Annotated in this window: 15 protein-coding genes and 1 pseudogene; 5 read left to right on the top strand and 11 right to left on the bottom strand. The window is 65.7% G+C overall.

Annotation, left to right across the window (positions count from 1 at the left end):
* A pseudogene (locus JQ591_RS35075) lies at window positions 1-224 on the bottom strand (flagellin); the annotation flags it as partial.
* Window positions 225-546: 322 nt separating this feature from the next.
* On the opposite strand from JQ591_RS35075, the gene flbT reads away from it, so the two are divergent.
* The gene (gene flbT, locus JQ591_RS35070) at window positions 547-987 is read left to right on the top strand and encodes a flagellar biosynthesis repressor FlbT (protein WP_211400520.1); all 441 of its coding nucleotides are present in this window, start codon (window positions 547-549) and stop codon (window positions 985-987) included.
* A gap of 124 nt (window positions 988-1,111) precedes the next feature.
* Here the strand turns inward: flbT and JQ591_RS35065 are convergent, their stop codons facing one another.
* From JQ591_RS35065 to JQ591_RS35025, 9 genes are all read right to left on the bottom strand, one after another.
* Window positions 1,112-2,608, bottom strand: a complete 1,497-nt coding sequence (locus JQ591_RS35065) for a pyridoxal phosphate-dependent decarboxylase family protein (RefSeq protein ID WP_211400519.1) — start codon at window positions 2,606-2,608, stop codon at window positions 1,112-1,114.
* Window positions 2,605-3,858, bottom strand: coding sequence for a hypothetical protein (locus JQ591_RS35060; protein ID WP_211400518.1), 1,254 nt, complete (start codon window positions 3,856-3,858; stop codon window positions 2,605-2,607). Before JQ591_RS35060 ends, JQ591_RS35065 begins: the two co-directional genes overlap by 4 nt.
* A 1-nt stretch (window position 3,859) precedes the next feature.
* Window positions 3,860-5,521 carry a hypothetical protein gene (locus JQ591_RS35055; RefSeq protein ID WP_211400517.1) on the bottom strand — a complete coding sequence of 554 codons (1,662 nt, stop codon included), beginning with the start codon at window positions 5,519-5,521 and terminating at the stop codon, window positions 3,860-3,862.
* Window positions 5,511-6,293: a hypothetical protein gene (locus tag JQ591_RS35050; protein ID WP_211400516.1), complete on the bottom strand. Its 783-nt coding sequence runs from the start codon at window positions 6,291-6,293 to the stop codon at window positions 5,511-5,513. Before JQ591_RS35050 ends, JQ591_RS35055 begins: the two co-directional genes overlap by 11 nt.
* Before the next feature lie 71 nt (window positions 6,294-6,364).
* Window positions 6,365-8,248 carry a flagellar protein gene (locus JQ591_RS35045; RefSeq protein ID WP_211400515.1) on the bottom strand — a complete coding sequence of 628 codons (1,884 nt, stop codon included), beginning with the start codon at window positions 8,246-8,248 and terminating at the stop codon, window positions 6,365-6,367.
* Between the two features lie 21 nt (window positions 8,249-8,269).
* The gene (gene flgK, locus JQ591_RS35040) at window positions 8,270-10,153 is read right to left on the bottom strand and encodes a flagellar hook-associated protein FlgK (RefSeq protein WP_211400514.1); all 1,884 of its coding nucleotides are present in this window, start codon (window positions 10,151-10,153) and stop codon (window positions 8,270-8,272) included.
* A gap of 35 nt (window positions 10,154-10,188) precedes the next feature.
* Window positions 10,189-12,441 (bottom strand): flagellar hook-basal body complex protein, encoded by a 2,253-nt coding sequence (locus tag JQ591_RS35035; protein ID WP_211400513.1) that lies wholly within the window; start codon window positions 12,439-12,441, stop codon window positions 10,189-10,191.
* A gap of 213 nt (window positions 12,442-12,654) precedes the next feature.
* Window positions 12,655-13,167 carry a peptide-methionine (R)-S-oxide reductase MsrB gene (gene msrB, locus JQ591_RS35030; RefSeq protein ID WP_211400512.1) on the bottom strand — a complete coding sequence of 171 codons (513 nt, stop codon included), beginning with the start codon at window positions 13,165-13,167 and terminating at the stop codon, window positions 12,655-12,657.
* A gap of 56 nt (window positions 13,168-13,223) precedes the next feature.
* Window positions 13,224-14,711 (bottom strand): NAD(P)/FAD-dependent oxidoreductase, encoded by a 1,488-nt coding sequence (locus JQ591_RS35025; RefSeq protein WP_211400511.1) that lies wholly within the window; start codon window positions 14,709-14,711, stop codon window positions 13,224-13,226.
* A gap of 223 nt (window positions 14,712-14,934) precedes the next feature.
* Between JQ591_RS35025 and JQ591_RS35020 the strand changes: the two genes are divergently transcribed.
* From JQ591_RS35020 to JQ591_RS35555, 3 genes are all read left to right on the top strand, one after another.
* Window positions 14,935-15,471: a SixA phosphatase family protein gene (locus JQ591_RS35020; protein ID WP_211400510.1), complete on the top strand. Its 537-nt coding sequence runs from the start codon at window positions 14,935-14,937 to the stop codon at window positions 15,469-15,471.
* A gap of 108 nt (window positions 15,472-15,579) precedes the next feature.
* Window positions 15,580-16,005, top strand: a complete 426-nt coding sequence (locus tag JQ591_RS35015) for a universal stress protein (RefSeq protein WP_211400509.1) — start codon at window positions 15,580-15,582, stop codon at window positions 16,003-16,005.
* A 204-nt stretch (window positions 16,006-16,209) separates the two neighbouring features.
* On the top strand, window positions 16,210-16,641 hold the full coding sequence (locus JQ591_RS35555) for a hypothetical protein (protein WP_249137999.1): 432 nt from the start codon (window positions 16,210-16,212) through the stop codon (window positions 16,639-16,641).
* Between the two features lie 484 nt (window positions 16,642-17,125).
* Here the strand turns inward: JQ591_RS35555 and JQ591_RS35005 are convergent, their stop codons facing one another.
* Window positions 17,126-17,362 carry a DUF1127 domain-containing protein gene (locus tag JQ591_RS35005; protein WP_211400508.1) on the bottom strand — a complete coding sequence of 79 codons (237 nt, stop codon included), beginning with the start codon at window positions 17,360-17,362 and terminating at the stop codon, window positions 17,126-17,128.
* A 184-nt stretch (window positions 17,363-17,546) separates the two neighbouring features.
* On the opposite strand from JQ591_RS35005, the gene JQ591_RS35000 reads away from it, so the two are divergent.
* Window positions 17,547-18,890, top strand: coding sequence for a PLP-dependent aminotransferase family protein (locus JQ591_RS35000; RefSeq protein ID WP_211400507.1), 1,344 nt, complete (start codon window positions 17,547-17,549; stop codon window positions 18,888-18,890).
* The last annotated feature ends 14 nt before the right edge of the window (window positions 18,891-18,904 follow it).

The raw sequence follows: 18,904 nt of genomic DNA, 5'->3' as shown, positions 1-18,904 counted from the left end.
TGCAGCACCTGCACGCCGTTGGCGATGCCGTCGAGCAGATTGTTGATGTCGCTGGCGCGGTTGTCGAGCGACTGTGCGGTGAAGAAGTTGGTGGGGCTGTCCAGAGCCGAGTTGACGCTCTTGCCGGTCGACAGACGGTTCTGCGTGGTGGCGAGGAGGTCAGCGGTGGACTGGAGGGAGAGCAGGTTCTGACGAACCGAGGAGGAGAGAACGATGCCGGACATTGGGTGTTACCTTTCTGGTAAACGACGCTTACTGTTATGCGTCTGCTTGGATCGAAGATTGACCCAGCGACCGGCGGACCGTGGGACGGAGTCCTCTAACGAAACATGAAATGAAATCGGCGCTTTTGCTGAGTCGGCGCGCGATTCGCCCGATCTGCAGCCCCCCTACGCTGCGGCGCCAGGTGATGTCACCGTTGATATGATTGATCTTTTCCGCGGCAATGGCCGGGATTCACAACTCGTTAACTAATCTTGATGGAGTATTGCGACCTGATCCGCCGCAACACACGCTCGGTTACGAAAGCGTTGATGGAGAACAGGCATGGCCCTCAAGGTCGAGCTCAGACCGCACGAACGCATCATCGTCGGCAACTGCGTGATAACCAACACCGACCAGCGCGCCCGCCTTCTGATCGACGGCGACAACGTGCCGATCCTGCGCGAGCGTGACATCCTCACGCCGGAAACCGCCGATACGCCCGCCAAGCTCGTCTATCTGGCGGTCCAGCTCATGTACATCTCGCCGGATCCGCAGACCCAGCACGGCACCTACTTCAACCTGGTGCGTGACATCGTCACCGCCGTGCCGAGCTCCTGGCCGATCATCGAAGGCATCAACAACAACATCCTCAACGGCGACCTCTACCGGGCGCTCAAGGACGCCCGCAAGCTGATCGCCTATGAAGAGAAGCTGCGCGGCCAGTTCGAGGCCACGCATCCCAAGGCCGAAGCGGACAAGGACGACGTCAGCACCGCCGCCTGATCCCACGCGTTCGCGGGGCCACGCCGCGCGAACGATATGACGCCGCGCGAACGATGAGGCCGCGCGAACGACAACGGCCCCGGATCGCCTCCGGGGCCGTTGTCGTTTCGGGCCTGCGTCAATACTACTGCGCCGCGAGCGGCGGCGCCTCAACCTCGATCACTCCCCCGCTCCGTCGTCCGCCGAATTCCAGCACGGCCGCGATCAGCGCATCGACGTCAGTCTCGTCGGTGCGGTGATTGACGATCGCGGCGCGGATCGCAAACTTGCCGTCCAGCGTCGTGCTCGACGGCGCCGCGACGCCGGACTCCTGGATGTCTGCGACGATCTCGCGATTGACCTCATCGGCGGCGCGGTAACGGAAGCAGACGATATTGAGATTGACCGGTGCCAGCAATTCCAGCCGCGGCTCGGCAAGAACGCGCGTCTCCAGATATTTTGCCAGCGCACAGCTTCGCGCGATCACCGCACCGAGCCGATCAGTGCCGAACGTCTTCAGCGTGAACCACGTCTTCAGCGCACGGAAGCCGCGCGACAGGTCTGGACCGAGATCGCAGGGCCAGACCGCGCCCGCCGCAAGCCCCCTCGCCTCGCGGCGCAGATACGCCGCGGGCTGCGCAAAGGCCTGCCGATGCTGCTCGCCGTCGCGCACCAGCAGGAAGCCGGCGTCATAAGGCACCTGTCCCCATTTGTGGAAGTCGAGCGCAATGGAATCCGCAAGCTCGATGCCGCCGAGCAGCGGCGCGAGCTCGGGCGACAGGATCGCCAGCGCACCGAAGGCGCCGTCGACGTGAAACCAGATTCCCTCCTCGCGGCACAGCTCCGCGATCGCCTTGAGATTGTCGATCGCACCGATATCGACCGTACCGGCGGATGCGACGACCAGGAACGGCTTGAAGCCGACCTCGCGATCGATCGCAATCTGCGCACGCAGCGCGGCAACGTCGATGCGATGATCGGCATCGACGCCGATCTTGCGCAGCGCATCGGAGCCGAGCCCGGCGATGTCCATCGCCCTCGAGACGCAACCATGCGCGGCCTGCGACGTATAGGCGGTGAGAAGTGCACCGTCATTTCCGATGCCGTACCGCCGCGCCAGCGTGCCGAGCGCGTTCGTACGCGCCACCAGCACCGCCATCAGATTGGCCATCGACGTGCCCGTGACGAAGATGCCGCTCGCGCTTTCCGGGAAGGCGAACAGGCGACGCATCCAGTCGACGATCTGGCGCTCGACCTCGATCGGCATGTGGTCGCGGCCGCCGAGATTGGCGTTGAGGCCTGCCGCGAGCATTTCCGCGACCATGCCGACCGCGGTGCCGCCGCCATGCACCCAGCCCATGAAACCGGGATGGACGTTGCCGGTCGCATAGGGCGCGATATGTTCGGAGAAGTCGCGATAGACGTCAGCGAGATCGCTCGCCTCGCGCGGCACGTCGGCCTTGAATGCCGCGCGGACGGCGTCGGGAATCGGCTGCCACACCGGACGCGTGCGAACGTTGGCGATGCCGTCGATCGTCTCGTCCAGCATGCGATGGGCGAGCGCACGAAACTCGCTCCAGTCCTGCGGATCGAGCGAAGTCTGCGCGACGGAGCTTTGCGTGTTGCGGATGATCTCGTTCATGCTGCGCTCTCCTCGCCCGCTCTCGCATGCCGCGACAACATCGCCGTGAATGCCGCGAAGATCTTGCGCATCTGCGGCGGCTTGTAGGGAAACACGGCCGGCGGATCCATGTTGTGCACGACGGCGGTGTTGTCCGCTTCGAAGACCAGCAGCTCGCCGTTCTGGTTCTCGGCGCAATCGACAATGAAGTAATCGAGGCCGACGCGCCTGCTCATCTCGTCGAGCGCGATTTTGTGGCGCGCGGCGAAGGCATGGTCGAAGTCGAGCATGAAGGCGGCTTCCTCGGCCCGCTTCTCCTCGCTGAACGCCATGAAGGCGTTGAGATACCAGATGTCCCAGCGATCGGCGATCGCCATGTGGCAGGCATAGGGTTTGCCGTCGACCATGGCGAGACGATATTTGCGGTAGAGCCCGTCGGGACTGGCATAGTCGACGAAGCGCGCGACGAAGAAGTCGTGCTCTTGCCGCTCGGCAAGATAGGCCGCGAGCGCCGCCGCATCGTCAAGCTTGGCGAGCCCGACGCCGGCATGCGTGCCGCGCGGCCGCACGATCATCGGAAAGCGCAGTTCGCCAGTGATCTCCTCGCAGGCGATCGTGCCTTGCGAAAGTTCCGACAATTGCGCGCGGGTCGTGTGGGCTGTCACGGGAATGTCGAGACCGGGCACGCCCGCCAGCAGCCGATACAGCTTGTCGCGATCGAGATTGCCGATGAGATCGGGGCGATTGAGCAGCGGCCGCGGCCAGCGCGGCGCGGCCTTCTCGATCAGCGCGAGCGTCTCCCGGCATTCCTCGGAATCGGATGCAATCACGATGGCGACGTCGTGCTCGGGCAATTTCTCCGGCAGGCCGATGCCCTTGACGACGTAAAGCGTCAAGAGCTCGATGTCGGAGTCTTCCAGCAGGAAGTCGATCGGCGTGTTGCCGCCCATGTCGATATCGGCGGCGAGCGCGAGCACCCGCAGGCGGGGTTTTGCAGCCGCGCAAGGCGTACGAAACAATTGGTGGAAGGAGAGCACCTCGGTCTGGATCACCAGCCCGGCCTCCTTCTCGCCGAGAAGCTGGGCAATTAGCGAGAGATCGAGGCCTTCGCCCGCCTCCGCCGTCCCCTCCTCGATCCGCGCCAGGAGCCGCTCGCGCAACGGATGCAGGTCGCCGCCCTCGAAGGCGCAGCGCGTCAACTGCGCAAAGCCGATGCGGTCGGCATGGTTCGGCGCGGTCACGCCGCTCGGCGCGGAAACTGGATGTTGCATCTCACACCTCGAACGCGGACTTTACCGGCACGGCCGCGACTGTGCCACGATCAAGCAGCAGCTCGATCTTCACCAGAACATGGGCGATGCGATCGAGAACGTGCTGCACATTGCGCTGCGCCTGCACTGTATCCGGCGACCAGGCCTCGGTCACCAATCGCGCGCCGACGCAGAGGCGCAACACGGTCTGCGGCGCATCGTCCTGCCGCTCCAGTCGGACCGGCTGGCCGACGAGACAGCGCTGGGCAGCCACTTGCCGGTCCGCCGCGCTGCCGCTGATCTCCTCGGCCATGTCGCGCGCCAGCGCCCGATGCACGGCGCCGGTCTCGGCGATCGAGATCGGCTTGCCGCCGCGCAGCAGCGTGAACGGAAAGATCGTGGCTTGCGCAAATTCCTCGTCGTCCGTACCGGTCTTCTCGTTCGCGGTTGGAACCGGGCGAAGCGACGGCGACAACGCGATCATGCTGTCGATGCCGGCTGCAAGCTCGGCCAGCATCTTGGCGCGGAAAGCCCCGGGCACGGCGTAGTAGCCGCCGATCTCGGCCAGCGCCGCCTCCCAGCGCAGCCATTGGCCGAAATTCGGCCGGCGCTCGAAACGCGAGCGCAGCGCCGTCCACGCCACCGGCCAGTCGCAGCGGCCGGCATAGTCGAAGATACCAGGCGCGATCCCGCCAATCCGGTCGATCGACCGCGACAGGCCTTTCGGCAGCAGCAGCGCACCGCTGAAAGCGGGTCCGCCGAAGAATTTCGAGCCGGTGATCAGCACCATGTAACCGCGGTCGAGATAGCGGCGCAGCCGCCGGCGGCCGAGCCGCGCCTGACAGGCATCGACGACGACCTGAACCTTGCGCGGCCAGCGCCGCGCGATCTCATCGAGACAGGCCTCGCTCGGGGCACGCCAACCGAGTTTTGACGAATCCATGATCTGCAACAAAACGCGCCGGCCTTGCGCGAGGCTGGTCTCGACCGCGCGCAGCACCGCGGCATCGGCATCCGGGCGCATCGCAATGCCGGCCGCCAAGCCAGCCGCCATGTCGATCAGCGGCACCGCAATGCTATCGCCGGCAAGCCCCGTCACCGCGCCGTCCTTGCGCACGGCAATGCCGCCTGCCGTCATCGTGCTGAAATGGTGGCCGCGTGCGGTATGCGGCGTCCCGCTTCCGGTCTGGTCGGCGCCGACCACGATCGTCACCGGCGCCGCACCGAGCACCGCGCGCGCCACGAACAGGGCGTGAAGCTGGGAGTCCGTGCCGGATGGCGAGAACACGACGTCGATGCGCGACGAGAGCGCAAGGTGGCCGCGCAGCTCCTCGCGCATGTCCTCGCAGCGGGCATCGAAGGCGATTTCGACCTCGTCGAACAGGCATTTGTGCATCAGCTCTTCGCGCGCCAGCGCGGCGCGGTCGTAGCCCGCCCGCGAGATCGTCGACGCGGTCGAGGAGGCGAAATTCCACAGTTCCGGCTCCGGCGAGGCCGCGCAGCCATAGGCGTTGACGCGGTCGTTCGGATCGAGCGCCAGCCGCGGATCGCCGCCGGAGGCGAGCAGCGTATCCAGCGGTGTGAAGAGATCGCGCAGGCGGTAGCGCGAGCCGCCGTCGGGCGCGCGCTCGGTGGCTGACAGACGGGATGCGCCGGCGCTCATCCCGAAAGGCTCACGCCGCATCGGCCGCCGCCGCGGGCGCCGGTGCGAATTGCGAGGTGATATCGCCGTGGAACACCGACGGGCCAACGTGATCGAGCGAGCTCTCGATGTCGGCCCAGATCTCGCCGCCGATGTCGGTCCAGCGCTTGCAGAAGGCGAAGTCTTCGGACAGGTAGGTTCCGGTCGCCGGATCGATCATGCATTCGAACAAGGCAAACCGGTTCTGGCTCGCCGCCAGCGTATCGTGCGAATGCTCGCGGAAGAATTGCAGGCTGGCGTAGTCCGGATGGCGGCACATCGCCTCCAGCACGGGGCGCCGGATCATCAGGAAGCCGGTGCCGGCGTAGCGCACGCGGGTGAAGCCGTTCACCACCACGATGCGGTCGGGGTCCTCGATCTCGAGCACGTAGTCGAGCGATGCGGCCGGCACGTCGGTGCGGCCGGCTTCGATCGCGCGCTTCGCCTTGTCCCAGTTGACCCGCTTGATCGGATAGCAGCCGGCGACGACATCCGCGCCGCACTCGATCAGCCGGAACACCTGCTCCGGCTTGAAGCCGATGTCGGCATCGATGAACAGGAAATGCGTCGCCTGGGGATCGTCCAGGAACAGCGCGGCCAGATTGGCCCGCGCGCGCGTGATCAGCGCATCGCCGTCGCGCAGCAGCACCTTGAGCTCGAGATTGGCCATGCCGTGTACGGCGCGCTGGAGCGCGAAGATCGAGCTCGCATAGATGCTCGTCACCTGCCCGCCAAAACATGGCGTGGCCACCACCAGCTTCATCTTGTCCGACATCGGCAGCTCCGCCCCGCTCCAATCCTCACCAAGAGGTAAAGAGGCATGGTTAACGGCGCCTTAACGCTCGCTTACAGGAACTTGACGAGCGAGAGCTGCGACAGGTTCGAGGTCACCTGGTAGGACGCCTGGAGCGCGTTCTGGAGCGACAGTATCTCGCTCGCGACCTGGTCCGGCGAGGCCGATTCCGCCTGGTCGATGATGGTCTGGACCTGCGCCTTGGCCTGGGTCTGGCGCGAGCTTGCGTCCTTCATCGTGTTCTGGGCCATCGCAAGGTCGGTCTGGATGTCCTCGATGCGCTGCTGGCCCGGCTGCTTGGTCAGCGACTGGGTCACCCGCAGGCTGAGCGCGGCGACCTGCCCGCCCGAATACTGTCCGGTCGGCGAGGTCGAGAACGTCCCGAACACGGCGACCGCCTGCAATTCCTTGCGGATCGCGTCCTCGTTGGCCTGCGCGCCATACTGCACCGTGACGGAGTCGTCGACTCGCGCCATCGCGGTGGAGCGCGGCGAGCCGGGCCCATCATTGCCCAGGTACCATTTCACGGTGGTGGCCGAGCCGTTGACCAGCGTCGTCGCCGAGCTTGCGGGCGACGAGCCGACGCGCAGCGGCGGTTGCGTGGCGGTCACGGGCGTCGAACCGAAACCAAGCGAACCCAGCGCTCCCGTATTCGAGGTCGTGATGTCGAGGCTCGCCGCATCGTCGGTGTTGATCGTGATCGAGCCGCCATGGACCGTCGAGGGCTTCGACGTCCCCGTGATCTGGTCGATCTTGCTCAGCAGGGTCTGGATGCTGTCGCCGACATTGAGCTGGTTGCCGGTCGCGCCCGAGCTGACGAAGGAAAGCGTGGTGCCGTTGACGGTGATGGTGTCGCCGGCGACGAAGCCCGGCGAAATCGAGTCCGAGGGGCTCGCGCCGGACAACGCCGTCGCGCCGGTCACGGGCGCCGGTGTCGCCGCCTGGTTGTTGACGGGCGTGCCGATCGCAGAACTTGCGGTGTTGAAGAAATTGTCACCGGCGACGATCGCGGACGCCGCCACGAGCGAGGTGTTGGCGAGCTTCTTGATCGCGGTGTCCAGCGCGGTGTTGAGATTCGTCGCGGTGTTGGTCGGGTTGACCGGGACGCTGGCATCGATCGCAAAGCTGCCGAGCGGTGTCGGCGTCGCGCTCGATGCGGTCAGGTCGATCTGCTCGGTCGTGCCGTCCGGCAGGGTGAACTTGACGCTCAGCTTGTCACCGTTGTTCGGATTGACGCCGTTGAGATCGACCGAGAACGACACCGGCGAGCCGCTCGGGCCGGTGACGGTCGCCCCCGTCAAGGTCGAGGACACCGCGCTGATCTTCAGCCCGAACGGCGATCCGGCCGTGTCCTCCGACACCTGCACCGAGCTCGGCGTCGGTTGCGTCTGCACCAGACGGCCCTTGCCGTTGGCGCCGAGATCGGCGGCCTGGCGCTCCGCCAGAACGGTCTTGAAGCCCGCCTGGGTCGTGGTGCCGTTGATGATGTCGCCGGCATCCGCGACCGACTGCGTGTTGACGGCGGTTCCGGAGAATAGATAGCGGTTGCCCGACTGCGTGTTGAGCACGCCGACCATCGAGCCGAACTGGGCAGCGGCGGTGTTCTGCGCGACCGTCTGGCCGTTGACGTTGAGATCCTGCGCGGTGTTGGCCGAGCCCGTCTGCACCGTGTTGCGGATCGTGGTCAGCGCCTGCAGCGCGGTATTTGCAAGGTTGATGTTCACGTTCACGTTGGTGATCGTGTCGGTATAGGCGGCGATGTTGGACAGCTGCTCGCGCCCGGCGATCGCGAAGCCCTCGTTGGTCCCCATCCCGGAATAGTTCTGCGACAGCTTGCCGGTCGAGAGCTGCGTCGACAGGTCGGTAAGCTGCGTGTTGATGTTGCGGATCTGCGAACCGAGAACCGACGAGGAGTAGTTGATGCTGCTGATCGACATGTTTCAGAGCCCTGTTACTTGTTACACTTGAGCCTGGAGCAACGTGTTCATCATGCTCTGCACCACCGACATGACATGGGCGTTGGCGGCATAGGCATTCTGGAGCTGGATCAGGTTCGACATCTCCGAGTCCAGATTGACGCTGGAGGTCGAGTTGAACTTGGCCTGCAGCGTCGAGACCACGACGCTCTGGCCCTGCTGGAGCTGGGTCGCCTGGGTCGCGGCATTGCCCTGAACGCTCAGGAACTGCTGCAGATAGTTCGAAACGCTGCCGGTGAAGGGCTGGCTCGCCGAGCCGAGCCCGCTCTGCGGCGAATAGGAGAACACCGCCGAGGTGAGCTGCGAATAGAGGTAGTCCGAGCGCGTGGTGTCGCCGGCGGGCGTCACCGGCGAGGTGTTGTAGACCGACAGCCTGGTCGGGTCGGCGGCCAGCTGCGTGTTGACGGCGATGCGCCCGGCAAGGCCGGTCATCTGCGAACCGGATGCCGTGATCGCGCCGGTGTAGAGCGCCTGCCCGCCGTCGGTGAACAGCGGCAGTTGTGGATTGCCCGAGGTCAGCGACGAGATCGTCTTGGTGATCGAGGACGAATTGACCTTGGCGAGGCCGCTGTTGTCGTCGGTCACCCGCAGCGTGGTGGCCGTCGCCGGCGACGGGGCGGCGGAGAACGACAGGTGCGAGCCGTTGAGCGCGGTGTTGAGCGCCGAGGCGATCGCACCCATGCCGCCGGAGAAGTTCACCCCGATCTGCATCGGATTGGCGTTGGTGGCGTTCTGGAGCGGCAGCGCCGCCGGATCGGTCACGTTGACCAACGTGACCTGGCGCTTCGTGTTGGTGGTCGTGTCCGTGTAGGTGAAGTTGATGCTGTTGCCCGGCGCTGCCCCGGCGAGGTCGAGATCGAACCCGGCCGGCGGACCGGAGACCGTGCTGCCGGCCGTGGTCTTGTCGGACAGCGCGCTCGACATCGTCGCGGCAAGCTGGTCGATCTGGTTCTGCGCCTGCACCAGCGTCTGGTCGCGCAGCTTGAGATCGGCCGCGATCTGGCCCGATGAAACCACGTTGTTGGCGACGACGTCGAGCTGCGAGCCGTTCGGCAGCTTGATGTTCAACGCGCCCACGCCGGACTTGGCCGGATCGATGTTGTAGAGCGAGGTCGCCGACAGCGCGCCGGCAGACGCAAAGGTGAATTGCGAGGCGAGCCCGGCGCCGACCAGCTGGATGCCGGTGGTGGTGTAGATGTTGGCCTGGTTCGATCCGTCGGTGGTGACGCGGACGTCGACATATTTCGACAGCGTGTTGATGGCCTGGTCGCGCTGGTCCATCAGCGTCGCGGCCGAGGGGTCATTTGCCGACAGCCCCTGGAGCCTGGTGTTGATGTCGGCGACCTGCTGCATCGCCAAATTGGCCTGCTGCGCCGAGGTGCCGAGATCCTGCTCGACGTTGGAGCGCAGCGACTGGATGCCCTTGGTGGTGAGGTTGAGCTGCTGCGCCAGCGTCTGCGCCGCGCCGAGAGCGACCGTTTGCGCCGACGACGAGCCCGCGCTGGTCGACAGCGCCTGCAACGCCGTGGTGAAATTGTTCAGCGCGGATTCGAGCGTGCCGCTGTTGCCGGGCGTGCCGTAGACATTCTGAAGCTGCTTCAGGATGTTGGCCATCTGGTCGGCGTAGCCGCTGCCGCCGGTCTCGGTGCGCAGCTGGTTCTGCACAAAGGCGTCGAGCTCGCGGCTGACGCCGGTCGTCATCGCCGTCGAGCCGAAGTCGCCGGTGGTGACCTCGATCTGGTTCGGCGTCTGGACGACGTAACCCGGCGTCTGCGAGTTGGCGACGTTCGAGGAAACGATCGACAGCGCAGCCTGGTTGGCACGCAGACCGCTCATCGCACTGGCGAGGGCTGAACTCAAACCCATGTTGACTTGCCGCCTTTGGTTACGTCACGCGCCGATCAGCGCAATACGTTCAAGAGGTCCTGCACCATCGAATTCGCCGTCGTGATCACCTTGGTGTTGGCCGAATAGGCCTGCTGGGTCACGATCAGCTTGGTGAATTCGTCGGCGATGTCGGTGTTCGAGCCTTCCAGCGACGAGCCGCTGATGGTGCCCGACGCGCCGTCGATCGCGGGCCCCGACTGTTCGGTCGAAGCGTAGGCGCCGCCGTCGAGGGCCTTGAGGTAGTTGGTGCCGTTGAAGTGCGACAACGATACCTGCGCGAGGTCGAGGTTCTGGCCGTTGGAGAAGGTGCCGACCACGAGGCCGTTGTTGTTGACGGCGACCGAGCGAAGCTGACCCGCGGCGTAGCCGTTCTGCGTGATGGTGTTGATGGTCACCGCGCCGCTGGTGCTGGCGTATTGCGTCAGCCCGCCCGAGGAGATGTTGAAGGAGACCGAGCCGAGCGACTGCCCGCTGACGCTGACGTTGTTGATGGTGATGCCCGAGCCGCTCGGCGAGGTCAGCGAGCCGTCGGCGGCAAAGGTGAAGGCCTGGCCGGTATTGACCCAGCCGACCGTCGTGCCGGTCGCATTCGGGTCGGTCTGGTAGAACATGTTCCAGGTATCGGCATGGCCCGCGCCCAGCGAGGCACTGTCGGTCTTGGCCCAGCGCAGCTGCAGGTTCACCGGCGTGCCGGCGGCGTTGTAGGCGGTCACCGCGCCGCCGCTGATCGATTCCTTGGTGAAGGTGGCGACATCGTTGCCGACCACGCCGCCGGTGCCGGCGGTGCCGCCACCGTCACGATTCTTGGTGATGGTCGAGGTGAAGCCGAGCGCGGCGAAGGCCGCACTGTTGGAGCTGGCGACCGACAGGTTGGAGACGGTGCCGGTGTTCAGCGTGATCACGCCGCCGGTGCTGACCGCAGACCCCGACGCACCGGAGAGGGCGTCGATCTTGCCGAGCAAGGTCGTGATGTTGTCGGTGATGTTGATCTGGTTCGCGCCTGTTGCGCCCGACGCCATGAAGGTCAGCGTCTGACCGTCGACCGTGATGGTATCGCCGGCCGCAAAGCCCGACGAGATCACCTCTGCGCCGCCGGCCGACGCCGCGCCGCTCAACACCGTGGCGCCCGAGATCGCGGGCGAGGACAGCACGTTGCCGCCGCGCGTCACGCTGCTGATGCCGAGCGCGGTGGCTGCCGTACCGCTGTTGACCGCCACATCGGTGCCGGTACCGCTCGAGATCTGGATATTGCCGCTGGCGGAGAGCGAGGCCGTAACGCCGGCGCCGCCGGCGGTCTGGATCGCGTTCAGGATGCTGGCCACCGTGGCCGTCGTGCCCGCGCCGAGACCGATCGTGGTGTTGCTGCCGACCGTCGCGACGGTGGTGCCGCCGTTGAAGGTGATCGTATTGCCGTTGACGGTCAGCGTCTGGCCGCTGAGCGCGGTGAGGATGCTGGAGGCGAGATGGGTGCCCACGGTGTTGTCGAGCGAGGTGGTGCCCGACGCCACCGCGGATGAGTTGTTCTGGAGCGGGACCGTGCCCGTCCCCGTCGTCGACGAGTAGGCCGAACGGATGTTGCCCGTGGCGGCTGCACCGGAAACCGTCGCATTGGTGTAGGGCGCGGGCGGTGTGCCCACGGGCAGCGGGTTGGCCGAGAAGTCCGACGGATTGAGTCCGCCGGCGGCCAGCAGCGAGCCGGACGACGCCGTCGTGCTCGCCACCGTGTTCGGCTGGGTCGGCAGGTTCGCCGCGTACTGGATCGAGGTGGTCGCCTGCGCCGGGATGAAGTTGTTCTGGAATTTCAGGACCGTCGCCACGTTGCCTTGCGGGTTGCCGGTCTTCGGGTCGACCGTGACACCCATCAGGTAGTAGCCGGCGCCATTGACCAGGTTGCCGTTGGCATTGAGCTGGAAGTCGCCGCGCCTGGTGTAGTAGGTGACGCCGCTGAACACCGGCGAGTTGTCGACGATGCCGGTCGCCTTCTGGATCGAGAAGAAGCCGTCGCCGGTGATCGCCATGTTGGTGGCGACGGTGGAGCCCGAGATCGTGCCCTGCGTGGTGATGGTGGCCTTGGCGTTGGCCGTCACGCCGCCGGCGACCTGCTTGCTCGGCACCGAGGAGTCCGGAATGAGATCGACGAAGCTGGTCCCGATGCCCTTGTAGCCGGTGGTGGATGAGTTCGCGATGTTGCCGGAAATGTTCTGCAGCGCGTAGGACTGCGCCTGCAGGCCACCCACCGAGGTGTTCATTGCATCGAAGATACCCATAACTTTGTCTCCAGATCCGATCTCGGCGGCCGGTCGACCAAGGCCGCAGTCGGAGGAGACTGTCGCAAGGGCTATGCCAATGCGGGTTTTCTCAGGAAATCAATGACTTAAACAGGAATGCCCCGGTCGAATGACCGGGGCACAATTGCCGGGCCGGCAACAATTGCCGGGATCTCATGGCGTTTTCGAGCGAACGGGCGACCGGTTAGAGCCTCACGTCGCCGACGCCGCCGCCGGATGGAAGACCAGCCCGAAACCGTCGATGCAGTAGCGCAATCCGGTCGGCTTCGGACCGTCGTCGAAGACGTGGCCGAGATGGCCGCCGCAGCGCCGGCAATGCACCTCGGTGCGGAGCATGCCGTAGGTCCGGTCCTCGGTCTTGCCGACATTGCCCTCGATCGGCTGGTAGAAGCTCGGCCAGCCCGTGCCGCTCTCGAATTTGGTGTCGGAGGCGAACAGCGGCAGGTCGCAGCCGGCGCAGGCGAAGACGCCCTTGCGGTGTTCCTTGAGCAGCGGGCTGGAGCCCGGCCGCTCGGTGCCCTCCTTGCGCAGGATCTCATATTGCTGCGGCGTGAGCTGGGCACGCCATTCGGCGTCCGTCTTCTCGATCTCGAATTTTTGCCCGGCCTTCTCGCCGGCCTCGGCAGGCGTCCCTCTCAGCCAGCGGAAGGCCGAAAGGCCGAACAGGCCGGCAACAGTCGTCAACAGGATGCGGCGATCAAACATCTCATTCTCCGTGCGGGAGCGTCCACGCCCTGAGATACGGGCTCTAACGGCCGACGTTACACTTCCGGGCGGGATTTTTCTCGGGTCTGTTGCGAGACGCTGTCGTCGTGCGAGGCCGGTTCCACGCCCTCCGCCGCAGGTTTGGGCGGCTGGGCAAGCCGCGGCCTGACGCCTGACGGCGGACGGCGCGGACCCGTGCCGGCGGCCCGGTTGGCTTCGGCGAGGCGCGTCTCGCGTTCCCGGTCCTTGACCCTGGCACGTTCACGATAGCGGGCGAGCGAGCCTGCGGCGGCGGAACTCGCCCTGCCCCAGAGCCCGACCAATTGGCCCGCGACGCGTCCGGTCGCGCCGCCCGCCCAGACCAGCTCGAACGGCGAGAACAGCCGCCAGCGCTCGTCGCCCCACAGGATGCTGCGCGCGATCATCTGCCCGGCCATGGCCGAGGTGTTCATGCCCTGGCGGCCGAACCCGCTTGCCACCCACAGGCCTTTGCGCAACTGGCCGATCTGCGGCATGCCGTGCACGGTCTGGCCGATGGCGCCGCCGAACATCTCGGTGACCTCGACATTGCCGAGTTGGGGGAAGATCGACCGGACCCGCCGCCTGACGCTGCCCGCAAAGCGTTGCGGTCGCGCCGCCCAGGTGGTCTCCGGGCTCTCCCACATCAGGCGGTCGCCGTCGACGATACGGAAATGATCGACGCCGTCGGAATCCATCACCGATCCCTTGAAGGCGATGATCTCGTGGACGCGCTCGCCGAGCGGCGCGGTGATGCCGGCATAGCGCCAGACCGGCAGCAGCGTTTCCGACAGGCGCCGCAGGGGCGCACCGAGATGGATGTTGCCGGCGAGCACGATGTGGGTGGCGCGCAGCCGCGCCGAAGGCGTGACGATGCGCTTGCGGATGCCGGAATGATCGATGCTGACGACCGGCGTATCCTCGAAGATGCGCGCCCCCGCCCGCCGCGCCAGCGCCGCGAGGCCGTGCACATATTTGCGGCCGTCGACCTGGAACGCCCTGGGATAATACACGCCGTGGAAGTAGTGATCGGTCTTGAGCACCTCGCGGACGCGATCGGCCTGCCAGCCCTCGACCTCGGTGTCGAAATCCTCGGTGAGCATCTGCAGCCGGCTGATCAGCCGGTCACCGGCGTCGACGTTGGAGACCTCCAGCACGCCGTCGCTCCGGCCGATCCCCGGCATGTTCTCTTCCGTGGCATTGGCCCGGACGAACTCGGCGCCCTCCTTCGACAGCGCCCACAATTCCCGCGCGTCCTCGAAGCCGACGCGCTCGATCAGCTCGGTGAGCGGCAGCGCGAAGCCCGGCATCACGGTGCCGAGCTGGTTACCCGAGGCATTCCAGCCGATATGGCGGCCCTCGAGCACCGCGACGCTGGCCCCGAGCCGGGCCGCCTCCAGCGCGATCGAGAGTCCGGCAAGCCCGGCCCCGATGACGCAGATGTCGGCATCGAGGTCGAACGACAGCCGCGCCCGGTCGCGAAAGCCGGCTTCATCCTGGGACACGCTTGTGAAAGTCTCGCTCATGTCGTTTTCTTAGAGCATGATCCGGAAAAGTGTGCAGCGGTTTTCCGAAAAGATCATGCTCTAGACAATAATTTAAAGCGCGATGACGATTTGCCCCTGATCTCATCGCGCTTTAAAGGACTGAGCGGGCGCTTGCCACCTTGTCCTCAACCGGCGCCTGTAGATTATCCTTTTGGATTATCCTTCTGGATTATCCTTGGACGCGTAACGATTCGAGAATGCCATGCGCCGTTTGCTACTGCTGCGTCACGCCAAGACCGAGACCGACGCGCCGAGCGGCCGTGACCAGGATCGCCGTCTCGACGATCGCGGCCGCCGGGATGCCGCGCAGCTCGGCGACTGGATCGCTGCCCATCCGCCCTTTCCCGAGATCGTGCTGGTGTCGCATGCCGTCCGGGCCCGGCAGACCTGGGACTTCGCCTGGGAAACGATGAAGGACCGCGTCGCGGCGCCGCAGGTCGAGATCCTGCCGGAACTCTACGGCGCCGATCCTGCGCAGATCCTGGAGACCATTCGCACTGCAACCGTCCCGGCCGACCCGAAGCAGTTACTGCTGATCGGCCACAATCCGGGCATGCATGAGGTCGCCTTGATGCTGATGGGTGGCGGCGATCCGGCCGGCGCCAAGGCGCTCGCCGACAATCTGCCCACCGCAGGGCTTGCGATCTTCGATTTTGACGTCAAGGATTGGGGCGACGTGGCCTACCGCCGCGGCAAGCTGGTGCTGTTCGTCAGTCCCAGGCTGCTTCGATCGGAATGAGACGCGCACGGCGCCGTCTCGACCGGTTGATCCAGCCTGGTCACAAGACTTCCTGACCGCAAGACTTCCTGACCGCAAGACTTCCTGACCCGAAGATTGGAGGCGCAGATGTTCAAGTCCATCCTCGTGCCCATCGACCTCGCCGACACCGATCTGGCCAAGCCGGCGATCGCGACCGCGGCAACGCTGTCGCAGACCTGGAGCGGTGTGGTGCGCCTGCTCAACGTGCTGCCGATGACGCCGGTGATGCTGGCCGAATACGTGCCGGCCGATTTCGACGAACAGCAGCGCCAGACCTCGGAAGAAGCCCTCGCCATCGTCGCGCGCGAATCCGGCATCGAGGCTTCTCGCATCTCGAGCGTGGTGCGCCAGGGCGGCATCTACCACGAGATCCTGGAGGAAGCCGTGCACATGAAGGCCGAGCTGATCGTAATGACCTCGCACCGGCCGGCGATGCGGACCTATTTCCTCGGCTCCAATGCTGGACATGTCGTGCGCTACGCGAAGTGCTCGGTGCTGGTGGTGAGGCACTGAGCGTTGCACGCAGTTCGTGGCCCGGATGGAGCGAAGCGCAACGAACAACACTCTCGTGCCCCGGACGCAGCGCAGCGCGAAGTGATGCGCTGCAGAGCCGGGGCCCATGCATCAGCGAATGCCGCGGCCTGCTGGGTCCCGGCTCTGCGCAGCAACGCGAAGGGCGTTGCAGCGCGTCCGGGACACGCGGACCTCGGTGCCGGGATGGAGCAGAAGCGCAATCAGCGCTACAAGCCCTTGCGTTGCCCGTCGGGCAAAACACCCAAGCTGCCGGTCAACCGGCGCCGTCAAAAATATTCCACTTTACCGAAATTCGGAAACGGCGTATGTGTCGCCGCAACCCGGCCAAAGGAAGAGGGGCGTATCGCGATCGTCACGAACGCGGGCCGGGCGGCGGCGGACGCAGGCAGCATCGGCGCGACAGGTTTCGCAGGGCGGGCAACCGTGAGCGAAGGCGTCGCGCACACGACCGGTGCTGACAGCGTACGGCAAAACCGTGTCGTCCTGACGCCCGGGGTCTGTGCGTCAAGTCTTGTGGTGATGTGGCGGCCCGACCGGGCCCGCGCATCAGCCATCCGCAAGGCGACGGGGGCAATAGTGCATCGCTCCCCGGGGAAAGCTCGGCATAAGCCGTAAAACCGCTGCGCAGGGAAGGCCGGACGTCTTGGCTTCACCTGTATGCCGCTGTGCAGCTTTTTTAGCACACGCTTTCGCACAGTGGACCACGGGTGCCAGCCGGCACCCGGCCTTCCCTGCGCCCTCTTTCATTCGAGGGTGACGCGACGAAGCAAAGCTCGGGCAAAACAAGCCGCGAGAGGGCGAAGGTGTGTCTGACGTTTCAGGCGTCGAATGTTGCCGCGAGCGCTTATCCATCACCGTCACCCTGAGGTGGCCGCTTCTTCAGCGGCCCTCGAAGGGCGACGGCCCGGCTGCATCTCGGCCGCTCATCCTTCGAGGCTCGACTTGCGATGCGTGCGCATCGCAAATCTCGCACCTCAGGATGACGGGATGGACACCGCCATTGCGGAAAGACGCTGGATTGCTTCGCTCCGCTCGCAATGACGATGCGGAGACATTTTACGTCACCACGCCCGGACCTGCCGGGCGTCGTGACAGTCGCTTACAGATACCGCGTCAGTTCGGCTTTGACCTGGCCGTAGACCGCGTCCTCGATCTGGCTGCGGGTGATCCCGATGTCGCGCAAGGCGCGGTCATCGAGCTCGTTCAGTGTCTTGACGGCGGAACGGTGCTCCAGGCGCTCGAACAGCGCATAGGCGCCGTTGGCGAGGCTGCGGAGGAATCCGCCCGACGAGGATGAGCGTAAACTCCGCCCGGCAGCTTGCGAGATCGTGTTCATTGTCCTTCTCCGGCCTATGGTCCACGCGGCGAAGCGGATGCCGTTGGCGCAAGCGCCCGAGCGCCTGCACCTCATTTGCCGTCGGATTGCTCTCGCTCTCCTCGGCTCAATCGTGGACCTTGATGGAACTTAAATGCTCCAGTACACTACTCGGAGCAAGTGAAACATTGCTCTCGGTGCAATAATGTCCAAGTTCGAGTACGTGAAGCTTGCCGATGCCATTGCCTCGGATATCTCTAACGGCACGTTAAGGCCCGGCGACCGGCTGCCGCCGCAGCGCAATTTTGCCTATGACCGTGGCATTGCAGTCTCGACCGCGAGCCGGGTTTATACGGAGTTGCTCCGCCGTGGCCTCGTCGTCGGTGAGGTCGGCCGCGGCACCTTCATCTCCGGCGACATCAGGCGCGAGGTCGAGGCGCTGAGCGAACCGCGCGACGCGCGGATCGATTTCGAGGTCAATTACCCGCTGCTGCCGCAGCAATGGGCGATGATCGCCAAGAGCCTTGCGGGCCTCGAGCGTGTCGACGCGCTCGAATCCGCGCTGCGCGTCTCCACCAGCACCGGCACCAAGAGCGCGCGCAACGCAGCCGCCGCCTATCTCGCGCGCAAGGATTTTGCGCCGCAGGCCGAGCAGATCGTCTTCACCGCCAACGGCAAGCAGTCGCTCGCGGCCGCCCTCGCAGCCCTCGTTCCCACCGGCGGCCGCTGCGGCGTCGAGGCGCTGACCTATCCTTACGTCAAGAGCATCGCCGCACGGCTCGGCGTGACGCTGGTCCCGATTCCGATAGACGAATTTGGCGCGCGCCCCGACGCCATCCAGAAGGCGCATCGTGAGGCACATCTGTCGGCGCTGTATCTCCAGCCCATCATCCAGAACCCGCTCGGCGTCACCATGAACGCGACGCGGCGCGCCGACATCATGCGCGTCGCCGAGAAGCTCGATCTCACCATCATCGAGGACGCCGTCTACGGCTTCCTGGCCGACGACACGCCGCTGGCCGCGCTCGGGCCCGACCGCTGCATCGTGATCGACAGCCTGTCCAAGAAGGTCGCGCCGGGCCTCGCGCTCGGCATCCTCGTCGCGCCGCCGCAATTGCGCGAGAGCGTGATGAGCGCGGTCCGCACCGGCGGCTGGATCGCTTCCGGCCACGCGCTCGCATCCGGACAGCGGCTGATGGCAGACGGCACCGTCGCCGAGCTGACGCGGCTGAAACGCATCGACGCTGCGCGCCGCCAGCAGACCGCGGCAAGGCTGCTCGCCGGCTACCAGCTCTCGGCCGATCCCCGCTCCTATCACCTCTGGCTCACGCTGCCGGCACACTGGCGCTCGCAGACCTTCGTCGCCGCGGCAGCCCGGCGCGGCATCGCGCTGACACCGTCCTCGACCTTCGCGATCGCCCATGGCCATGCACCGAACGCGGTGCGGCTCGCGCTCGCCCCGCCCTCGTTCGAGCAGCTCGATTCCGGCCTGCGCACGATCGTGTCGCTGCTCGGCACCAAGGAAGAGGATTTTGACTCGACGGAGTAGCGCGCGCTTTTGCC

The organism is Bradyrhizobium canariense, assembly GCF_018130465.1.
Lineage (GTDB): Bacteria > Pseudomonadota > Alphaproteobacteria > Rhizobiales > Xanthobacteraceae > Bradyrhizobium > Bradyrhizobium canariense_C.
Note: the sequence above shows the minus strand (reverse complement) of the source record. Positions and strands in the feature narration are given on the sequence as shown.

Bases quoted from the DNA above. Each gene is read 5' to 3' on its own strand.
- JQ591_RS35035 (WP_211400513.1), bottom strand. From the start codon at position 12,441: ATGGGTATCTTCGATGCAATGAACACCTCGGTGGGTGGCCTGCAGGCG.
- flgK (WP_211400514.1), bottom strand. From the start codon at position 10,153: ATGGGTTTGAGTTCAGCCCTCGCCAGTGCGATGAGCGGTCTGCGTGCC.
- flbT (WP_211400520.1), top strand. From the start codon at position 547: ATGGCCCTCAAGGTCGAGCTCAGACCGCACGAACGCATCATCGTCGGC.
- JQ591_RS35020 (WP_211400510.1), top strand. From the start codon at position 14,935: ATGCGCCGTTTGCTACTGCTGCGTCACGCCAAGACCGAGACCGACGCG.
- JQ591_RS35000 (WP_211400507.1), top strand. From the start codon at position 17,547: ATGTCCAAGTTCGAGTACGTGAAGCTTGCCGATGCCATTGCCTCGGAT.
- JQ591_RS35050 (WP_211400516.1), bottom strand. From the start codon at position 6,293: ATGTCGGACAAGATGAAGCTGGTGGTGGCCACGCCATGTTTTGGCGGG.
- JQ591_RS35055 (WP_211400517.1), bottom strand. From the start codon at position 5,521: ATGCGGCGTGAGCCTTTCGGGATGAGCGCCGGCGCATCCCGTCTGTCA.
- JQ591_RS35060 (WP_211400518.1), bottom strand. From the start codon at position 3,858: ATGCAACATCCAGTTTCCGCGCCGAGCGGCGTGACCGCGCCGAACCAT.
- JQ591_RS35065 (WP_211400519.1), bottom strand. From the start codon at position 2,608: ATGAACGAGATCATCCGCAACACGCAAAGCTCCGTCGCGCAGACTTCG.
- JQ591_RS35005 (WP_211400508.1), bottom strand. From the start codon at position 17,362: ATGAACACGATCTCGCAAGCTGCCGGGCGGAGTTTACGCTCATCCTCG.
- msrB (WP_211400512.1), bottom strand. From the start codon at position 13,167: ATGTTTGATCGCCGCATCCTGTTGACGACTGTTGCCGGCCTGTTCGGC.
- JQ591_RS35025 (WP_211400511.1), bottom strand. From the start codon at position 14,711: ATGAGCGAGACTTTCACAAGCGTGTCCCAGGATGAAGCCGGCTTTCGC.
- JQ591_RS35045 (WP_211400515.1), bottom strand. From the start codon at position 8,248: ATGTCGATCAGCAGCATCAACTACTCCTCGTCGGTTCTCGGTTCGCAG.
- JQ591_RS35555 (WP_249137999.1), top strand. From the start codon at position 16,210: ATGGAGCAGAAGCGCAATCAGCGCTACAAGCCCTTGCGTTGCCCGTCG.
- JQ591_RS35015 (WP_211400509.1), top strand. From the start codon at position 15,580: ATGTTCAAGTCCATCCTCGTGCCCATCGACCTCGCCGACACCGATCTG.